Genomic DNA, 17,669 nt, shown 5'->3' with positions numbered 1-17,669 from the left:
AGAATAGGTTGGCTGAATAATAATTGTATAATTTTTTAAACTTTAGAAGTAAAATCATATAAGATTGAGGTAGATTAATGGACCAACATTTGAAGCCTAAGATTAGTACTATTGGTTTATTATCTTTAGGTGCTGGAGGAGTGATTGGTAGTAGTTGGATTTATACTAATAGTCAATTTTTTCATCAATATGGGGCCGGTGGTGAAATTTTTGGTTTGATTGTAGCCGCAGGCTTAGCGATTTTAATTTCGTTGTCTTTTGCGGAATTGTCAACTGCTTATCCTGAAGCTGGTGGTGAAGTTGTTTATGGTTACCAAGCTTTTGGTAAAAAAGGTGCTTTATTTGCTGGCTGGGCATTATTAGGTGCTTATTTGAGTATTCTAGGTTTTTTTGTAACAGCCTCTAGTTTATTAATTGCTCGTATTTTTCCGCAAGTTGCTAGTGGTTCGAGTTATCATTTTGCTGGCGTAGCTGTTCACTATCGTGAACTGATTTTAGGAGTTATTATTACACTGATTGTCTATGGGTTAAATTTTTTAGGTGCTAAATTAACTAGCCGTGTACAAACCACTTTGTTTATCTTATTATTGGTTTTGGGCGCAATTTTGGTAGTGGTCGGTTTTTCTAAAGGGCAAGTGGCCAATTTTTGGCCAGCTTTTTATCGTAATCAACAACCTTTACCACAAGTATTTCGCTTTATATTGCCAGCAATGACTTTCCTAACTGGTTGGGAATCAATTGGGATTCTTGCCGGGGAAACGCAGACACCGCCTAAAAAAATTGGTTGGATTGTCATTGGAGCGATTAGTTTAGCTGCTACTTATTATATTGCAGTGTTATTATCATCTGCTTGGATTTATCCGTGGCAAAAAACAGCTCAATTATCGATGGGAACCATTGATGCTTTTAAGCAAGCTGGTTATCCGTTGTTAAGTTCATTAGCTTATTTGATTTCCTTTTTGGGATTGGGTACTAGTTTTTTAACCTTATTTTCTTCGGCTCCAAGATTGTTGTTTTCTTTGGCTGAACATGATATTTTGCCTAAATATTTTGCTAAAGTTCATCCACGTTTTGGAACGCCATATCGAGCCTTGACCTTGACGTTAGTTTTAGTTTTAGCGATTGGGTGGTTAGGCAAGGGAGCATTAACTTACTTTTTAGATACCGGTGGTTTATTAACAGCTCTAGCTTGGAGTTTTAATACGCTAAATCTGATAAAGATTAGACGAAAATATCCTAACTTAAAGGGTGGTTTTTATAATAAATCATTGTTTTTGCCCATTTTAGGTGGAATTGCTGCCATTTTAATTACTTTGGGAACAATTATCCCGGGGACGCCTGTTTCTTTAGTTTGGCCTTATGAATATGTGATCTTAGGTATTTGGATGATTATTGGCTTATTGGCCTATTTTTGGCGCAAGTAAATCCAATTAAATCATTGAATTTAAATTTTATAAATAATACAAAAATGGCGAAGGTATATAAAACTTATACTTTCGCCATTTTATTGGTATTTGCTTAATCCTAACTTTAAGAATGATCTTTAATATATTGAATAATTCGTTCTTCTTCATCAGGAGTATAAGTTCCTTCACCTGATTTAATAGCATGAATTTGTTCAACTGAAAAATGGCTTTCAAAAGCAAATTGAGCATCATTTTTATTAGTATTTTTTTGATATTGAATAATTAATTCTGATAAATTGTTTTTCATATAACTTATCCTCTCTGGTAATGGTTTGCAATTAAAAAGTTTTCATATGAGTGAGTGGCCAATAACGCCATTTAACAACCCCGACAACTTTATTACGCTTAATAAAACCAATATAGCGACTATCTTTAGAAACGCTACGGTGGTCGCCCATAACAAAGTAAGAATTTTTAGGAACTTTGTTAGTTTTTTTCATTTGTTGCAATTGTTTTTTGGAATAAATCTCCATATAATTCGAAGTTTTAGCTAAAGAACGAATGGAAAAATCACCTGTATCTGCATAACGTGTTCCATAAACACCATCACTACCATCATCAACTAATTTAAAACCAGGTTTTAAATAATTTTGTTTTATTTGTTGACCATTGACATAAATTTGATTGTTTTTAGCAGTAACACTTTGTCCTGGTGTGGCGATAATCCGTTTAATGTAAAATTGTCCCGGTTCATCAGGTGCATCAACAACAACTACGTCGCCTTGCTTTAATTTACTGTGACGATAAGCGATTAAACGATCACCGTCTTCAAATGTAGGTTGCATTGATGTCCCAGAAACCCGTGCGTTGTCAAAAACGTAATGATTTAATAGTGAAATTATTCCAAACAAAATTGCAGCTAAGACTAAAGTCTGTAAAAGCCAGATCCCCCATTCCTTTAAGCTATTACTGTTATCTTTATTCATACTTGAACCTCGCTTACCAATGTTTAATATCTCTATTAATATGATACACTTTTATGTGTTAGATATCTTTAAAAAATTTATTAAGATTAGTTTTTAGCTGGAACTTTTTGGTCAATGATAATTAACTAAGTTAGTAAATTAAGACATCTAAACAATAAAGTATAGCACTTAAAAAGGTCAAGCTCGAGGTCTGAAATTATTAGTATGCATTACTATTAACTCTTTAGGTAACTACTAGATGCATTTATAAGCTTAGTGATTTTTTGAACAAGTCTGATAGTAAAAAGAGAAGATTGTGTTAAACTGCTAAAGGAATTAATTAAATATAGGTCAAAACATGGAAAATTATAATTATCGACAGCAACTTCATGATTATCAAATTCAGTTTCAAGCTGATTGGTCAATTACTGCATTATTAAAGCAAATGGAATTAATGATTCAAGCCTATCGGTGCCAAAGATTACCGGCAAAAGCGCTGACCAATTTAAATTTAGACGAACAAACAATTAAACGGCTGTTATTAAATCAACAAATTTTTCCGCAATTGAATTGGCAACAAAAAGTGTGGAGTGTACAAAAGTTTGCGCGCTTTTTGGACGATTTTCGACAATATTTACAGCAAAAATATGGTGTTTGGGCACTAGTCAATGACCAAATGTTAGATTGTTGGGTTCAAGCTTTTCCAAAACAATCTTATTTAGAATTAATGGCTGGTAACGGTAGTTTGAGTTGGTCTTTAAAGCAGCGACAACAATCGGTTATTGCCACAGATGATTTTTCGTGGGCACAACAAAGTAATACCGGAAAGCAGCTTTGGACAGAGGTTTATAATTTGAATGCTTTAACGGCTTTACAACGATTTGGGCGGCAGGTTGATGTAATTTTATTGGCTTGGAGTCCTGACCGTGAAGAAATTGATTGGCAAATTCTTCAGGAAATTCGTTCATGGATAAATCCCCCGCAATTTTGGGTAATTGGTGAATATCAAGGGGCGACTAACAGCCAGCGTTTTTGGCAAGAAGCCCACTTACATTATGATAAACGCATTGCGAAGATTAATCGATTTTATCCAGAATTTGATTTAATCAAAGATCATTTATTTATAGTTAGGTGAATTATGAAAAGAACAATTTTATTAAATATTTTAATTGCATGCTTATTGATTTTAGCAGGGATCACAGTTTCCAAAAATGATTTGCGTAATTATCGAACTTTGATGAATCGCGGTAATATTCAAGAAAATGCCCTAATTTATCCCACTAAATCGCGGCAGTCAATTCCGCATGTCTTACAAAGATTAGAGCAAGAACACATTAAGGATTATCAAATTCATTTTATTCAAAAAGCAAATCCTAATATGAGTTATGTGTATATGTCACATTCAATGGCGAAATTGCCGATGACTAATGGACGTTTTTTCTCTGCAAGTGATTTTCAATCGCCCATTCCCTTTGTGGTTTTAGGTCGGAATTTATCTAAGCAAACTTATAAACCACAATATCAAGCTTATTATAAGTTAAATCATAATTACTATTCAGTTATTGGTTACACGGGATTAAGTAATACGACAAAATTGAACAAGCATATTTTTATTTCTGCTTCACCCAACCAGCATAATCAAACGCATTTGCGTCATTATCAGGTAGTTGTTGATGGTCAATTATTAAATCATCCACAAAAGTTAAAACAAGTACAAAAAATTCTTCAGGCAAAGGCTCCTGTTCGTTCTGCTAATCAAATTAATAATATTACTCAAAATTGGTGGTTACGCTGGGGTGGAACTTTAGTTATCTTATTTATCATTGCGGTAGTGGTCTTAATTTTGAGTTTGTTTGTTCAAATTCCAACCGTTAAATTATTGAATAAATCATTATTAAAAGGTGATTTGTTGTTTGATTTTCGATTTGGCAATTGGTTGAAATTCTTGATTTCTGAGTTAGTTGTCTTTGGTGTAGCTTTAATTTTTATTTCGGCTAAAATTCAAATCATTAGTTGGAAATATTTTATGTTATATTTGATAGTACTATTTATTATAGTAATTTTAGCAGCGATGGTGCAATTATTAATTCGCAATAAATATGAGGTTAAGCATGAAAATTAATTTACCTATTGATTTTGTTACTAAATATCAAAAATTGTTAGGAACGCAAGCTGAAGATTTTTTGACTAGTTTAACGAAAGAGGCAACCCATGGTTTTCGATTAAATCCAGCTAAAATTCAGTATCAATTGGTTAATGAAGACTTAACAAGACCGCTAGTATCAGTGAATAATGGTTACCGCGGTCAAGTTAAGGGGACAGCAATTGATCATTTAGCTGGTTGGGTTTACTCTCAAGATCCTAGTGCAATGAATGTAGCTCAATTAGCCAATCCACAACCTGGAGAACGAGTTCTAGATTTGTGTGCAGCTCCGGGAGGAAAAAGTACGCAGTTAGCAGCTTTATTAAAGGGGGATGGTCTTTTAGTCGCTAATGAGATTAATGCTCAACGTGCCCGGATTTTATCCTCAAATATTGAACGATGGGGAGCTAAAAATGTTGTTGTGACTAATAACACGCCGGAACAATTGGCAGTAGTTTGGCCAGATTATTTTGACTGTTTGGTCGTTGATGCACCTTGTTCAGGAGAAGGGTTATTTCGTAAAGATCCAGCTGCAATGGATTACTGGTCATTAGATTATGTTTTACAGTGTGCTAAAAAGCAACGCCAAATTTTGGCAACTGCGATTAAAATGTTAAAACCAGGCGGGCGTCTAATCTATTCAACTTGTACTTTTTCACCTGAAGAAGACGAACAAAATATTGATTGGTTGACTCGTAATTATCCCTTTTCAATTATTGATTTGCCACATACGCCTCAAATGGATCATGGTGTTGCTCAATGGGGCAATGGTAATTTAGATTTAACTAAGGCGATTCGGCTTTTTCCGCATCATTATAGAGGTGAGGGGCACTTTATTTGCGCTTTGAAAAAAGATCCAGCTGCTTCTTTCACAGTTAAAAATTCTTCACATAGTTCGCATGTTAAACATTCAAAAGGTAAGCAACAAACTTTAGTTAATTTAAACTTGTGGCAAACGTTTCAAACGCACACTTTAACTGAAACTTTAAAAATTCAGCCATTAGTTACTGGCAATGATTTATATAGCCAAGCGTTGGTTTTAAATCAAAATCAAGCATTACATGTTTTGCGTAATGGCCTCAAGTTAGGAACCTTTAAAAAGAACCGATTTGAGCCCGATCATGCACTTGCTTTAGCATTAAAGCCGGAAGATTTTCGGCAGGTAATAAATTTGACTGATCAACAATTTGCTCATTTTGTTCATGGAGAAGCTTTAACTTTGGATAATGATCGAACTGTTAATTATCAGGGGTTTGTGGCTGTTAGTTTTGAACATAAAATCTTTTCTTGGGGAAAGCTGGTACACAACCAATTAAAGAATTTTTATCCCAAAGGTTTAAGACAGTAAAATAAACATTCTAAGCTTAGTGGTGGATAGATAATTCGACGGAATTATTTAGGTTCTATAATATTGGGTGTTGATGAGTGATTTCATTGGCACTCTTTTTATGTAGACCAATTTATTTTTGGACACAATAAAAGAACATTGCCTCCCTATGTTACAATTTAGTCGTCAAAAACTATTGAAAGAAGGAAAAACAATGCCCTTAGATAATTATTCTACCAGTTTAATTCTGGAAATTAAAGATCCTAACATTAATTTTTAATCTGTTGAGCGTCAATTGATTAATGATCAGAGCGCTTTGGTGGTTTCAGCCACCACCGTGCAAAATGTTTATTTTCTGTTATTGATTATTGAAATTGGTTAACTCACTATCTAATCGGTAAGGAACTTTACTTAGTTCCAAGACCGTTGAACATCCTAAGAGTAACATTGTTTGCTTCAGTTGAAAAAGCCAATTTTGGGCATTAGTTAGGGTTTGGCCTAGACCTTGGTGTTTGAGGGAATGCAAGACTGGGGCAGCAATTCCGACCGCTTTAGCATTCAGTACAAAGCATTTAATCGCATCTAGTGGCGAACGAATTCCACCTGACGCATAAATATCTATTGCGATCGCGTCTTTTTTTAGATCAAGTAGAGATTCTAAAGTTGTTAGTCCCCAATTTTTTAAAAAATTATAATCAAGTTGATGATTACGCTCATTTTCGATTTGAACAAAATTAGTTCCACCTCGACCGCCAACATCGATGGCTTGAACGCCCAGCTTCTGTAAATGCAAGACGCTAGCAGCACTCAATCCACAACCAACTTCCTTAATAATGATGGGAATGGTCAGATGGTTTACCATTTCTTGAATATTTGAACTCCAATTGAAATTAGTTTGACCTTCGGGCATAACTACCTCTTGAGCAGCATTAATATGAATCTGTAAGTAATCGGCCTGTAATAGATCAATGCACTTTTGGGCTTCATACCAAGGTGTTGTGGCAGAAACGTTAGCGATCACTACACCTTGCGGATTAACTTGCCGAATTACTTGATAAGATTTTTTTACCTCCGAGGAATCTGGGTAGCGTAAGTAATTACTCATGGAACCAACGGCGATGGCAAGATTTAATTCTTTAGCAATTTGTGCTAACTGGTAATTAAGCTGCAGAACTTGTGGTGCACCACCAGTCATCGCATTAATATAAATGGGTGCAGCAGTTGTTTTTTGGGTTTGGGGCCAAGTAAACTGTAATTTGATGTCGTTTAAATTCAAGTCGGGAATTGCGGGGGCAATTACGCGAAGTTGTTCAAAAAAAGGATTAGTAGCTTGATAGAATTTTTCTGAAAGAAAAATATGTTCATTCTTACGTTGTAAATCATAGGGTTGTTTAGGCATAAAAAACCTCACCTTCTAATCTAGAGGGGTATAGACGTTAAAATTTAACGGTAAAATATTGTGAGCACGCCAATCATCTAGTAATTGTTGAGTATGTTGAGAATTTTTAATCATAGCAATTCCACAATCGCCACCACCGGCACCGGAACTTTTCGCGGCTGCATGATGTTGTTGTGCTAATTCACAAAGTTTGTTTAAGCGAGGAGTTTCAATAACGACGCCACTAAATTGTGCTAATTTTTGTAAAATATGACGATTGATGGTAATTTGTTGCAGAATTATTGCAGCATTGTTTTCTTTAAAACCTTGAATCATTGTTTGAAGACAACGTTTGGAAGCTGCTAAAAAATTTTGATAGTGTTCTTGTTGTTGTTCGCGTGCAACAGCAATTTTATCAACTAAAACTGGAGTTGAAGCGGGGCTACCACTCCAACCAATAAGCAAATTTAAATCTTGGGGACAAGTTAAAGATTCAATTCTTAGTTGAGGCCAAGACTGGTCGAGTACTTGAATTAGAGATTTAGTCTTTAATTGGTGGGTTAGCCATCGCCGATCTGGAGCTTGATAGGCAATCCAGCCACCGTAAACACTAGCAGCAATATCGCCAAAAGAACCATTATTTTGCACCATAAAATGTGAGATCGCAGCTAATTTGAAAATTTTTTCTTTCGTTAAATTTAAACTATAAAATTGATCTAACGCTTTAACAGTTGCTACGGTAACTGCCGCTGAAGATCCCAAACCGTATTTTTTACCATCTTTGGAGTCTAATTGACTATTAACATTGAGGTCGAATAATTCTAAGGAATATTTCTTTTCCAGTGCATATCTTTCAGTATATTTAATGGAAGATAGAATATATTCAAACGGGTTATCCCGATTATCAATGATTAGTTGATTTCCTTTTCTTTGCCAAATGACGGGCATTTCTTCATATTGTTTGGAATTAATTGTTCCGTGATCATGTGCACGATTAATTGAAACCGTGACAAATTGATCCAAAGAAACAACAATTGCTGGATAGCCAGGCTCTACCACGGCATATTCACCCGCAATATATAATTTACCTGGAGCTTTCACAGTTATCAATTCATCAAAACCTTTCATCTTTGTTGATCTAGCTTATCTTAATAAGTTTGGTTTTAATAAAGTTTACCAAGTACGAGGTTAAATAGTACTTGCAGCATGACCAATAATATTAATTTTATTATTTAGAAAATTAATACTTAGTACATAATTAATGAACTTTTTGAGCTCAATTTTCTTTATAAAATACCAAAAAAATATTATAGCATATCTTTTATTGAATTCCTGGGCCTGGTTTGAGAATTATTGTTGTTGCCTGTGGAAAAGCTTGGTGAATTTTTGTTTGAACTTTCATAACGTCATTAACGGAAGTGATTACCTTGACATTAGGACCAGCGTCAATAGTAGCATAAGCTAATAAATTTTGCTGCCGTAGTTGGGCTAAGAATTCAATTAAATTAATGGTTGCAGTTGAAAAGTAGGAAAAGGCAGGACGTGCGGTCCAGTTTAAAGCATGCATAGCTAAAGCATTGTTTTGGGCAATCATGCCAATTTGTTTAATATCTTGGGCATCAATTGCTTTTAACATAGCAGTTAAATCTTGTTCGACCAGCTGTGGCCAAATACTATAAAAAGGTGAGGTGTTAACAGCTTGTTGCATTCCTAAGGTGGAAGAGATTTTTTTTTGGTGTTGGTTGAAAACAACGCTGATAATTCGAATAGGAAAGCGCAAATCATCATTGATTTTTTTCGCAAAAGAAGTTTGATCGTTTTGTCCATGTTGCCATTGAACAAAGCCACCAAAAATGGAACGCGTCGCTGAGCCAGAACCATGACGAGCTAAACGTGATAATTCTGGTAGTGTGAGCTGCATTGAAAATAGCTTATTTAAAGAACCAGCTAAAGCTGCAAAGCCCGAAGCTGAGGAAGCTAAACCGGCAGCAGTGGGAACGTGATTTTCGGTTTGAACTAAGATAGCTTGTTGGCTGTGGTTTAGTTGGCGTACAAAATCCAAAAATTTTTTTGTTCGTTGAAAAAAAGTCAGTGGTGCTGGTTGCTGATTTAATAAAACTTGATCAGTCTTGCCACTAATAAATTGGGTGGTAGTTGTTGTATAGTAACCATCTAAGGTTAGTGATAAGCTATCGGTATACGGTAAACGTAAGGTAGCATCTTTTTTTCCCCAATATTTGATTAAAGCAATATTAGTATGAGCAGTTGTAAGTGTTGACATTATTTAATTCCTATCTTGTTGAAGTGATTGAATCCAAGTTTGGTAAGCCCCCGCTTGGTTAACGGCATGGGCAATACGTTGAGCAGTTGTTAAATCAGTAGTTAAGGCGATTAAACAGCCACCGCGACCGCCGCCGGTTATTTTAGTACCCAAACTACCATGTTGGTTGGCAACGGTAATTAGTTGATTTAAAAATGGTGTACTGATATTTAAAGTTTGTAGAATTTCTTGAGCTTGCGTAAATATTTGCCCTAAAGTGGTAATTTGTTGATGCTTAATGCTAGATTGAGCTTGCTTGGTTAAATTTCCTAGTTGTTTAATCTTTTGATTAACTAAGTGAGGTTTTTGTTGTTTGAAGATTCGTAAATCATGAACCGCTTGTCCGGTGTTACCCTTGATGCCAGAATCGATAATTACCAGATAAGCTTTTAGATTCATAGCAAATGGTTGAATGAGTTTATTTTTGATAAAATAAATAGGTTGCGAAGAATTAACGGTGACAGCATCTACTCCACTCGGAGTACCATGAATTATTTTTTCGGAAAAATTAGTATAATGTAGTAATGTTTTTTGTTCTAACGGCAGTTTAGCATAATTAAATAGAGCTTTGGTAATGGCTGCGCCAGTGGCCGCTGAGGATCCCATCCCCCGTTCAATGGGGAGCGCACTTTTGATTTTTAATTTAAATTGGGGCTCAATTGGTAAGTCCTTAACTAATAGTTCTACTAAGGCTACAATACCTTGTAATTCGCTGGGAGCGTCAGTTAAAAGGCCATCATAATATTTAGAATTAAGCTTAATAGCTGCTTTGGTTTTAGTAACAGTTACTGTAGTAGGAATGTCTAGTAAGGGAATAGTAATAGCTGGTTGTCCGTAGACTACAGCGTGTTCACCTATTAAAATTATTTTACCGTGGGCTTGACCCGAAATTGTCATAAGATCACCTTTCTCATAGTCTCTTATTTTACACAATTTTAAGTTAATCCGCATCCTTTACTGGTAGTTAGATTAATTAAGGAGGGTTTGTATGTCATTGAAATTAGTTTTAGGTACTGTTCAAAAAAATAAGCAGGCCATTTTATTAGCTGATTTAAAACAGCAATTGCAACAAAATTCTGCGGATTTATTTATTTGGTTAGTACCTGACCATATTAAATTTGAAAGTGAGGTCCAAATTTTAACAAATTTAAAACAAGATACTCAACAAATTTTGGCTACAAATCAATTACAAGTTTTTTCTTTTACGCGTTTGGCCTGGTATTTTTTGAGAAATGAACCAATTTACCAAAGCCCACAACTAACAGCAACGACTAAGGTTATGTTGTTATCGGCGATTATTCGTGAACTAGCTCCCAAATTGAATTTGTATGGGGGCGAAGTCAGGCGCATTGGTTTTATTCAAACTTTACAACAACAAATTGATGTTTTAATTCAAAATCAAATTTCGCCTATGCGTTTACAAAATATCGCTGAAAATATTCAGGTGACCGGAGATCTGCAATTAAAGTTATTGGATTTGAGTCTCATTTACGAAAAGTACTGGCAGCAAGTCAACAACCATTATAATGATGAACAACAATTATTATCCTTGTTAAATCAATATTTACAGACGGATGATAATCAAGCCAAAGTCCATTACTTTATTAGTGATTTTACAAAATTTTCCGCCCAAGAATTACAAATTTTACAGACAATTATAAAGCGTGCTCAGACGGTAGAAATTGCTTTGACGTTGGATCGACCAGTGGCTGATCAATCTGTAGAAAAACCATTTTTTCAAAGGTCCCAAAAAATATTTCAATGGTTAACTAAGACTGCTCGTCAAGTAGACGTTAGTTATACTACCCAAGTAGCATCAACATTACGTGTTAGCGCTGATTTGGCAAAAGTGGAGGACTTTTGGATTGCTCAAAATACTAATTTGAGCAATTTTCAGACAGAAAAATTAACAGACGACAGTTCTTTACAAGTTTGGCAAGCAACTACTAAGCAGCAGGAAATTTTAGCAGTCACAACTTACATTCGACAATTAGTGGCAACTCAAGGATATCGGTATCGTGACTTTTTAGTACTAGCGCGTGATTTAACAGATTATCAACAATTATTGAATCCCTACTTTGAAAATCAAGGCTTAAGTTATTTTGTTGATTTACCACATTCGATGCGTGATCATGCTTTCAAAGATGTTATTGATAGTTTATTTGCTTTGGTACAGAATCAATTGCAGTATCGTGACATTATGCGCTTACTGCGAACAGAATTACTGGTTCCTAAAAATTGGACGTTAGAACAGTATCGTCAAGCAGTTGATTGGATAGATAATTATTGTTTGGCACATGGGTTAAGAGCTCATGATTGGTTAAGTAAGACAGATTTCCAAACTAATGCCAACCATCCATCAACAGTAATTGAACACCAATTTTCACAAATGAATGTTATTAAACACTTAATTAAAGCAACTTATCAGGCAGTTAAGAGTTTCACTCATAGTCAAATGACGGTTAAAAAAGCTTGCGGCCAGTTGTATCAACTATTAGATGAATTGCAAGTTTTTGCGAATTTGAAACAATGGGAAAACATGGCAATTGAACAAGGAAATTTGGCTTTAAGTCAACAACCTGAGCAAATCGTTAATACTTTTGTCCAAATTTTGGATGAATTTGTTGATTTATTTGGACAACAAACGTTTGAAATGCAAGACTTTTTGTTAGTTTTGGATAATGGGTTTGAAGAAGCACAATATTTAACCATTCCAGCATCTTTAGATGCAGTGCAAATTTCGGGCTTAGGCGCAATTCAAACTAATCGAAGAAAAATTACCATTATTTTAGGTGCTAATGATCAAGATATGCCCCGAGTTAATGAAACTTCCGGTTTATTTAGTGATGATGACTTGTCAGCGATTCAGCCGCTGTTAACAAGTGCTGAGACTTTGCCTGAGACCAAAGAACAATTGAATAGTTTTGAACCTTATTTGCATGATTTGGCCTTCTTAAGTAGTACGCAACGTTTGATTTTTACTTATGCTAAAACTAAGAATCAAACACCAGTTCAGTTGTCACCATATGTTGATTTACTCAAACACCATTTTAAGATTAAGGAACAGCTAATTGATTTTGTAACTCCGACTTCAGAGCAAGCAGTTTTGCAGTTGCTAGGTAGTCCGTTAGTAACTGCTGATCATTTGTTAGCCGTTTATCGCCACAGTAAAACTAAACAAATAAAAGTTGCCAAACCTTGGCAATTAGTTAAAAAATTTTTGTTTGATTCACATACTGCTAACTTATATTTATCTAAAATTTGGCGCGGTTTATCTTATAAAAATGTGGCTCAACCTCTGCAAACACAATTGAGCACGGAATTGTATGGTTCTCAACTGACGGTTTCGATTTCACAATTAGAAACATTTTATCGTAACCCTTATGAATATTTTCTCAAGTATGGTTTACGCTTAAAACCACGAACGGAATTTAAGATCACGCCTGCCAATCAGGGAACGTTCTTTCACGAAGTAATGGATTTAACGGTTAAACAGTTACAAAAACAACAAATAAAGTGGGCTGATTTACAAGCAGATCAATTACAAAAAGTTACAGAGCAAGTTGTACGCCAAGTTTTGGAACAACCAGCTTACCAAATTTTTTCGCATGATGAGCAATTTATTCAACAGCAGATGATTAAAACTGTTCAACAATCTCTGGAAGTTTTAAGACGGCAGGCTCAAAGCGCACAATTTTATCCATTGAAGACAGAAGTAACTTTTGGACAAGTAGGTGCTGAACACAATTTAGAACCCTTAAATTTAGCTTTAGGTGAGGGAAAAAGTGTTATTGTCCGAGGACGTATTGATCGAATTGATCAGCTCGTTAGCAATCCCGATTATTATTTTGTCGTTGATTATAAATCTGGTCAAAAAGATTTTAGTTTTCAAGAATTTTATACTGGTTTGAATTTGCAGATGATGACTTATTTAACTAGTCTATTAAATGATCCCTCATTATTTACGGACAAGATGTCACCAGCAGGGGGCTTTTACTTTCATTTACAAGATCCGACCGTTAATTTAGAGCAATTAAAGGGTGATTTAAGCCAAGCTTCTAAGCAATGGTTTAAAAAGTATCAATACAAAGGGTTGATTATTGATGACGGACTGAGTACTGCTGCTTTAGATCCTTTGGCTTTGGATCAATCTTCACAAGTTTTTCAAATTGCGAAAAACCATCGTGTTAATGTCCGGAAAGTTGTTAGTGCAAAACAGTTTTCACAGATGGTTGAATGGGATAAAGAATTAATTAAACAAGCGGCAACGGCTATCTTAAAAGGAAAGAATCAAATCAGTCCGGTGCGACTTAATCGTCAGCAGACTACTTTGCAGTATAGTGATTATTTACCAATTATGCAGTTTGATGCCATGTTACCAGAGAATAATTACCGCTTATTACCCAGTTTAGATAAAAAAACTTTCTTTCAATTATTAAATCAACGAAAGGAGCAAAATTAATGGCAACATTTCAACCAACCCCCAACCAATTGCAGGCGATGACTGTTCACGGACAAGATGTTTTAGTGTCAGCTTCTGCTGGTGCAGGTAAGACCAAAATTTTGGTGGAACGAATTGTCAAAAAACTCCAACAAGGTCAATCAATTGATCACTTATTGGTAGTAACTTTTACGGAAGCGGCAGCTAAAGAAATGAAACAGCGTTTGCTTCAGCAGGTTCAACAGACCGCCAAAATAACAACTACTCAGACTGCTAAACAACATTTAAGAGCCCAATTGGCACGAATTCCAGGAGCTAATATCAGTACTTTACACGCTTTTTGTTTGCAAGTTATTCGAAAATTTTATTATTTGATTGACTTAGATCCAATTTTTCGTTTGCTTAGTGATGATAATGAACGATTTTTGTTGCAGGAACGGGCTTGGCAACAAGTTCGTAATGCTTATTATCAAGAACAAGATCAGGACTTTCTGGCTTTAGAAAATAACTTTGCGACTGGTAATGATGATAGTGAGGTAGAGAATTTACTTTTTCGTTTGACAGACTTTGCTTTGACTAATCAAAATCCACAACAATGGTTACAAAATTTAACCACTGACTATCAAGTTCAAACTGAAATTACCACGGCTAATTTTTATCAAAATTATTTTATTAAGTTTTTAACACAACAGTTGCATTATTTGAATCTACAATTAGCTGATTTAAGCCAGCAAGTAGAAATGTTTGCTGAATTACAGAATTACCAAACTAGTGTTAAAACGTTACAACAACAAATTTATGATTTATTAACTAATTTAAATAATTTGACTTGGAATCAATTACGACAAGAGGTACTAAATTTAACAACTTTGACTGGACGAATCAAGTCGAAGACCGATGCTAGTATTTCTGAACCGTTTAAGGTTAAAAAGAAGTTAGTTAGTCAAATGATTCAGGAGTGGCAATACAAATATTTCGTTTTAGACAATGATCAATGGTGTCAAGTTTTAAGAAAAAGTGAACAGTTAATTACTAAATTAGTTGAAGTTGAACAACGGTTTTTAAATAAATTTCAAAAGCAAAAGCAGTTACAGCATAGCTTAGATTTTAACGATTTGGAACATTATACTTTAAAAATTTTGCAGTCCAATTATCAAGAGAAAAATGTGGCTCAAGAATATTATCAAAATTTATTTGATGAGATTTTAATAGATGAGTATCAAGATACTAATCCGCTGCAAGAAGCCATTATTCAACAAATTAAGCGGACTCATCCTAGTAATTTATTCATGGTTGGTGATGTCAAACAGTCAATTTATGGTTTTCGTCAAGCAGCACCATTTTTATTTACCAATAAGTATCAGGCGATGAAAAAAGATCATCAGGTAGGAAAGCTAATTAATTTAACTGATAATTTTCGTTCACATCCTAATGTTTTGGCTACTGTGAATGAAATTTTTCGCCGCGTAATGGATTCAGAAATTGGGGAAATTGACTATGACCAAACGGCACAATTACAAGCAGGACGTCAGTTTAATGCTGAATTAGATGCCACTACGGAATTTCTATTTTTGCGGCAAGCAACTTTGCAACAGGACCAATTGACTAATGAACAAGCACAAATTCAGTTAGTTATTCAAAAGATTCAAACTTTAATGGCAGATAAATTTCAAGTAACTGATCCAACAACAGGTCAATTGCGAACCCTGCGTTATGGTGATATTGCGATTTTGACACGTGTAAAAAGTTTGAATAATGATTTGATCGAACAATTCAATCAAGCTCAGGTGCCAATTATTGTTCACGACGCTGCTAATTATTTTCAAGCAACTGAGGTTCAGGTAATGTTGTCAATGTTAAAAATTATTGATAATCCTCAACAAGATATTGCACTTGTCGCCGTGTTACGGTCAGCCATTGTGGGGTTAGATGAAAACGAATTAGCCTATTTAAGAATTAATCAGCGCGGCGGAAATTTTTATCAGGTGTTGGAAAGCTATCTTGCTGATCAAGACTATAATCAAAAAAATGAATTTGCCCAGCGCTTAACACATAAAGTCCAACAATTTATGCAACAACTAACACAATTTCGGACTTTAACTCCCAAAATTAGTTTGGCCGAATTGATTTGGCAAATTTATTTGCAAACGGGTTATTTATCTTATGTTCAAGGGATGCCTAATGGCCCACAACGGGTAATTAATTTACATGCTTTGTATCAGTATGCAGATGAGTTCGAGCAATTAGAATTTAAGGGTTTATTCCAATTTATTCATTTCATTGAACATATTGAAGAACGAAAGAAAAACTTAGCGCAACCAGTTGAATATCATGACAGCCAAGATGAAGTGCAAGTTATGACGATTCATGGTAGTAAAGGTTTGGAATTTCCAGTCGTCTTTGTTTTAAATATTGATCATAGCTTTAATGTGATGGATGTTAAAAAACGTTATTTGTTAGACACACAACAAGGCTTAGGCATTAAGTATTTAGATCCACAAACGAGAATTTTTTATGAAACTTTACCGTTGACGGCTTTAAAAGCAAGTCAAAAAAATAAATTGCTTTCGGAAGAAATTCGCTTACTCTATGTAGCCTTGACTAGAGCCCAACAAAAGTTGATTTTGGTCGGTTCAACTAAAGAAGAGCCACAAGCTGCCTTTGATAAATGGCATTTGGGATTAGAGCATCCTCAAGAAGTTTTAGATGTTGGGTTGCGTTCTAGTTTTCAATCGTTTCAGGATATTATTCAGCCCATTTTAGCATTGAATGGAGATATTTTTAAACAAGAAATTAAAGCTAAAGCCCAGAGTACCTTTTATTTTAAGGCCCAATGGTTAAATGCACCGCAGATTAAAACCATGAATCCAGCAACCCCAGTGCCAGAAGAGCAGGTGGAAGTAACGGAGGTTGAAAACTCCTTATTTGAACAAACGGCTCGGAAAATTCTTGATTTTCACTATCCTCAGCAAATAGCAACCAGAACAACTGCCTATCAATCGGTTTCTGAAATTAAGCATTTATTTGCTAATCCTGATGATCAGAATTTACCGACTTTAGATTTAACTTCTGATCAAAAATTTGGTCAAAGATATGTTTTAAATGATTTTAGACGGCCTAGTTTTTTAACTCAAGAACAAAGCGCAGTCTCACCAGCTGATGTTGGTAGTGCAACACATTTGCTTTTACAAAAAATTTCCTTAGAACAAAAGCCGACGCAACAAGATTTCGAGGCTTTAGCTAAGCAGTTAATTCAACAACAAGTTTTGAGCGCTGCGGTTGTGGCCAAAATTAACTTTTGGAGTTTAGCGCAGTTTTATAATTCTACATTAGGTCAACAAATTTTAGCTAATCAAGCAACTTTACGACGAGAGTGGACCTTTGCCATGGTTTTACCAGCTCAAAAAATCTTTGCTGAGCAGCAATTAGGCACGGATCAAATTTTGATTCACGGGATTGTTGATGGTTTATTCATTAATCAGCAACAAATTACAATTTTTGATTATAAAACTGATTATTTGGATTTGAATAAATTAACCGGTGAACACTCATTAAAACAAGCAGTAGAACGTTATTCTGGGCAGCTTAATCTCTATCAAACTGCGGCACAAAATATTTTACAATTGCCAGTTGTAAATAAATTTTTATGTTTCTTATCCGTTAATCAAATAATTAAGGTAAACTAGGAA

12 protein-coding genes are annotated in these 17,669 nt (G+C 34.9%); 6 read left to right on the top strand and 6 right to left on the bottom strand.

The features are described 5' to 3' along the window. The first annotated feature begins 77 nt into the window (after window positions 1-77). Window positions 78-1,424 carry an APC family permease gene (locus AC3B7A_RS00190; RefSeq protein WP_489755765.1) on the top strand — a complete coding sequence of 449 codons (1,347 nt, stop codon included), beginning with the start codon at window positions 78-80 and terminating at the stop codon, window positions 1,422-1,424. Window positions 1,425-1,530: 106 nt separating this feature from the next. Here the strand turns inward: AC3B7A_RS00190 and AC3B7A_RS00185 are convergent, their stop codons facing one another. Both AC3B7A_RS00185 and lepB read right to left on the bottom strand, forming a co-directional pair. After that, window positions 1,531-1,713, bottom strand: a complete 183-nt coding sequence (locus AC3B7A_RS00185) for an LBP_cg2779 family protein (protein ID WP_489755764.1) — start codon at window positions 1,711-1,713, stop codon at window positions 1,531-1,533. Between the two features lie 31 nt (window positions 1,714-1,744). Continuing rightward, complete coding sequence (gene lepB / locus AC3B7A_RS00180; protein WP_489755763.1) at window positions 1,745-2,392, bottom strand: signal peptidase I; 648 nt, start codon at window positions 2,390-2,392, stop codon at window positions 1,745-1,747. A 337-nt stretch (window positions 2,393-2,729) separates the two neighbouring features. Here lepB and AC3B7A_RS00175 point away from each other — a divergent pair, with 337 nt between their 5' ends. From AC3B7A_RS00175 to AC3B7A_RS00165, 3 genes are read left to right on the top strand one after another with little or no spacing between them, the layout of a single operon-like run. Next, window positions 2,730-3,506, top strand: a complete 777-nt coding sequence (locus tag AC3B7A_RS00175) for a hypothetical protein (protein ID WP_489755762.1) — start codon at window positions 2,730-2,732, stop codon at window positions 3,504-3,506. Window positions 3,507-3,509: 3 nt separating this feature from the next. After that, window positions 3,510-4,493 carry a hypothetical protein gene (locus AC3B7A_RS00170; RefSeq protein ID WP_489755761.1) on the top strand — a complete coding sequence of 328 codons (984 nt, stop codon included), beginning with the start codon at window positions 3,510-3,512 and terminating at the stop codon, window positions 4,491-4,493. After that, on the top strand, window positions 4,483-5,862 hold the full coding sequence (locus AC3B7A_RS00165; RefSeq protein ID WP_489755760.1) for an RsmB/NOP family class I SAM-dependent RNA methyltransferase: 1,380 nt from the start codon (window positions 4,483-4,485) through the stop codon (window positions 5,860-5,862). The genes AC3B7A_RS00170 and AC3B7A_RS00165 overlap by 11 nt, the downstream gene beginning before the upstream one ends. A gap of 337 nt (window positions 5,863-6,199) precedes the next feature. Here the strand turns inward: AC3B7A_RS00165 and fni are convergent, their stop codons facing one another. The 4 genes from fni to mvk form a co-directional block, all read right to left on the bottom strand. Continuing rightward, window positions 6,200-7,240, bottom strand: a complete 1,041-nt coding sequence (gene fni / locus AC3B7A_RS00160; RefSeq protein ID WP_489755759.1) for a type 2 isopentenyl-diphosphate Delta-isomerase — start codon at window positions 7,238-7,240, stop codon at window positions 6,200-6,202. A gap of 15 nt (window positions 7,241-7,255) precedes the next feature. Continuing rightward, entirely contained in the window at window positions 7,256-8,329 is a 1,074-nt protein-coding gene (locus AC3B7A_RS00155; protein WP_489756499.1) for a phosphomevalonate kinase, read from the bottom strand. A gap of 211 nt (window positions 8,330-8,540) precedes the next feature. Beyond that, entirely contained in the window at window positions 8,541-9,500 is a 960-nt protein-coding gene (mvaD, locus tag AC3B7A_RS00150) for a diphosphomevalonate decarboxylase (protein WP_489755758.1), read from the bottom strand. Between the two features lie 3 nt (window positions 9,501-9,503). Then, window positions 9,504-10,436 carry a mevalonate kinase gene (gene mvk / locus AC3B7A_RS00145; RefSeq protein ID WP_489755757.1) on the bottom strand — a complete coding sequence of 311 codons (933 nt, stop codon included), beginning with the start codon at window positions 10,434-10,436 and terminating at the stop codon, window positions 9,504-9,506. Window positions 10,437-10,527: 91 nt separating this feature from the next. Here mvk and AC3B7A_RS00140 point away from each other — a divergent pair, with 91 nt between their 5' ends. Together AC3B7A_RS00140 and addA are read left to right on the top strand one after the other, a co-directional pair. After that, window positions 10,528-14,001, top strand: coding sequence for a PD-(D/E)XK nuclease family protein (locus AC3B7A_RS00140; protein ID WP_489755756.1), 3,474 nt, complete (start codon window positions 10,528-10,530; stop codon window positions 13,999-14,001). After that, window positions 14,001-17,666, top strand: coding sequence for a helicase-exonuclease AddAB subunit AddA (gene addA, locus AC3B7A_RS00135; RefSeq protein WP_489755755.1), 3,666 nt, complete (start codon window positions 14,001-14,003; stop codon window positions 17,664-17,666). Before AC3B7A_RS00140 ends, addA begins: the two co-directional genes overlap by 1 nt. The last annotated feature ends 3 nt before the right edge of the window (window positions 17,667-17,669 follow it).

This window comes from Bombilactobacillus sp. ESL1202 (genome assembly GCF_058107125.1).
The sequence above is the reverse complement of the archived record's forward strand: the minus strand, read 5'-3'. Positions and strand labels throughout refer to the sequence as shown.

Coding starts and splice junctions, on each gene's coding strand:
- AC3B7A_RS00170 (WP_489755761.1), top strand. CDS start 3,510: ATGAAAAGAACAATTTTATTAAATATTTTAATTGCATGCTTATTGATT.
- AC3B7A_RS00140 (WP_489755756.1), top strand. CDS start 10,528: ATGTCATTGAAATTAGTTTTAGGTACTGTTCAAAAAAATAAGCAGGCC.
- lepB (WP_489755763.1), bottom strand. CDS start 2,392: ATGAATAAAGATAACAGTAATAGCTTAAAGGAATGGGGGATCTGGCTT.
- AC3B7A_RS00175 (WP_489755762.1), top strand. CDS start 2,730: ATGGAAAATTATAATTATCGACAGCAACTTCATGATTATCAAATTCAG.
- addA (WP_489755755.1), top strand. CDS start 14,001: ATGGCAACATTTCAACCAACCCCCAACCAATTGCAGGCGATGACTGTT.
- fni (WP_489755759.1), bottom strand. CDS start 7,240: ATGCCTAAACAACCCTATGATTTACAACGTAAGAATGAACATATTTTT.
- AC3B7A_RS00185 (WP_489755764.1), bottom strand. CDS start 1,713: ATGAAAAACAATTTATCAGAATTAATTATTCAATATCAAAAAAATACT.
- mvk (WP_489755757.1), bottom strand. CDS start 10,436: ATGACAATTTCGGGTCAAGCCCACGGTAAAATAATTTTAATAGGTGAA.
- mvaD (WP_489755758.1), bottom strand. CDS start 9,500: ATGTCAACACTTACAACTGCTCATACTAATATTGCTTTAATCAAATAT.
- AC3B7A_RS00190 (WP_489755765.1), top strand. CDS start 78: ATGGACCAACATTTGAAGCCTAAGATTAGTACTATTGGTTTATTATCT.
- AC3B7A_RS00165 (WP_489755760.1), top strand. CDS start 4,483: ATGAAAATTAATTTACCTATTGATTTTGTTACTAAATATCAAAAATTG.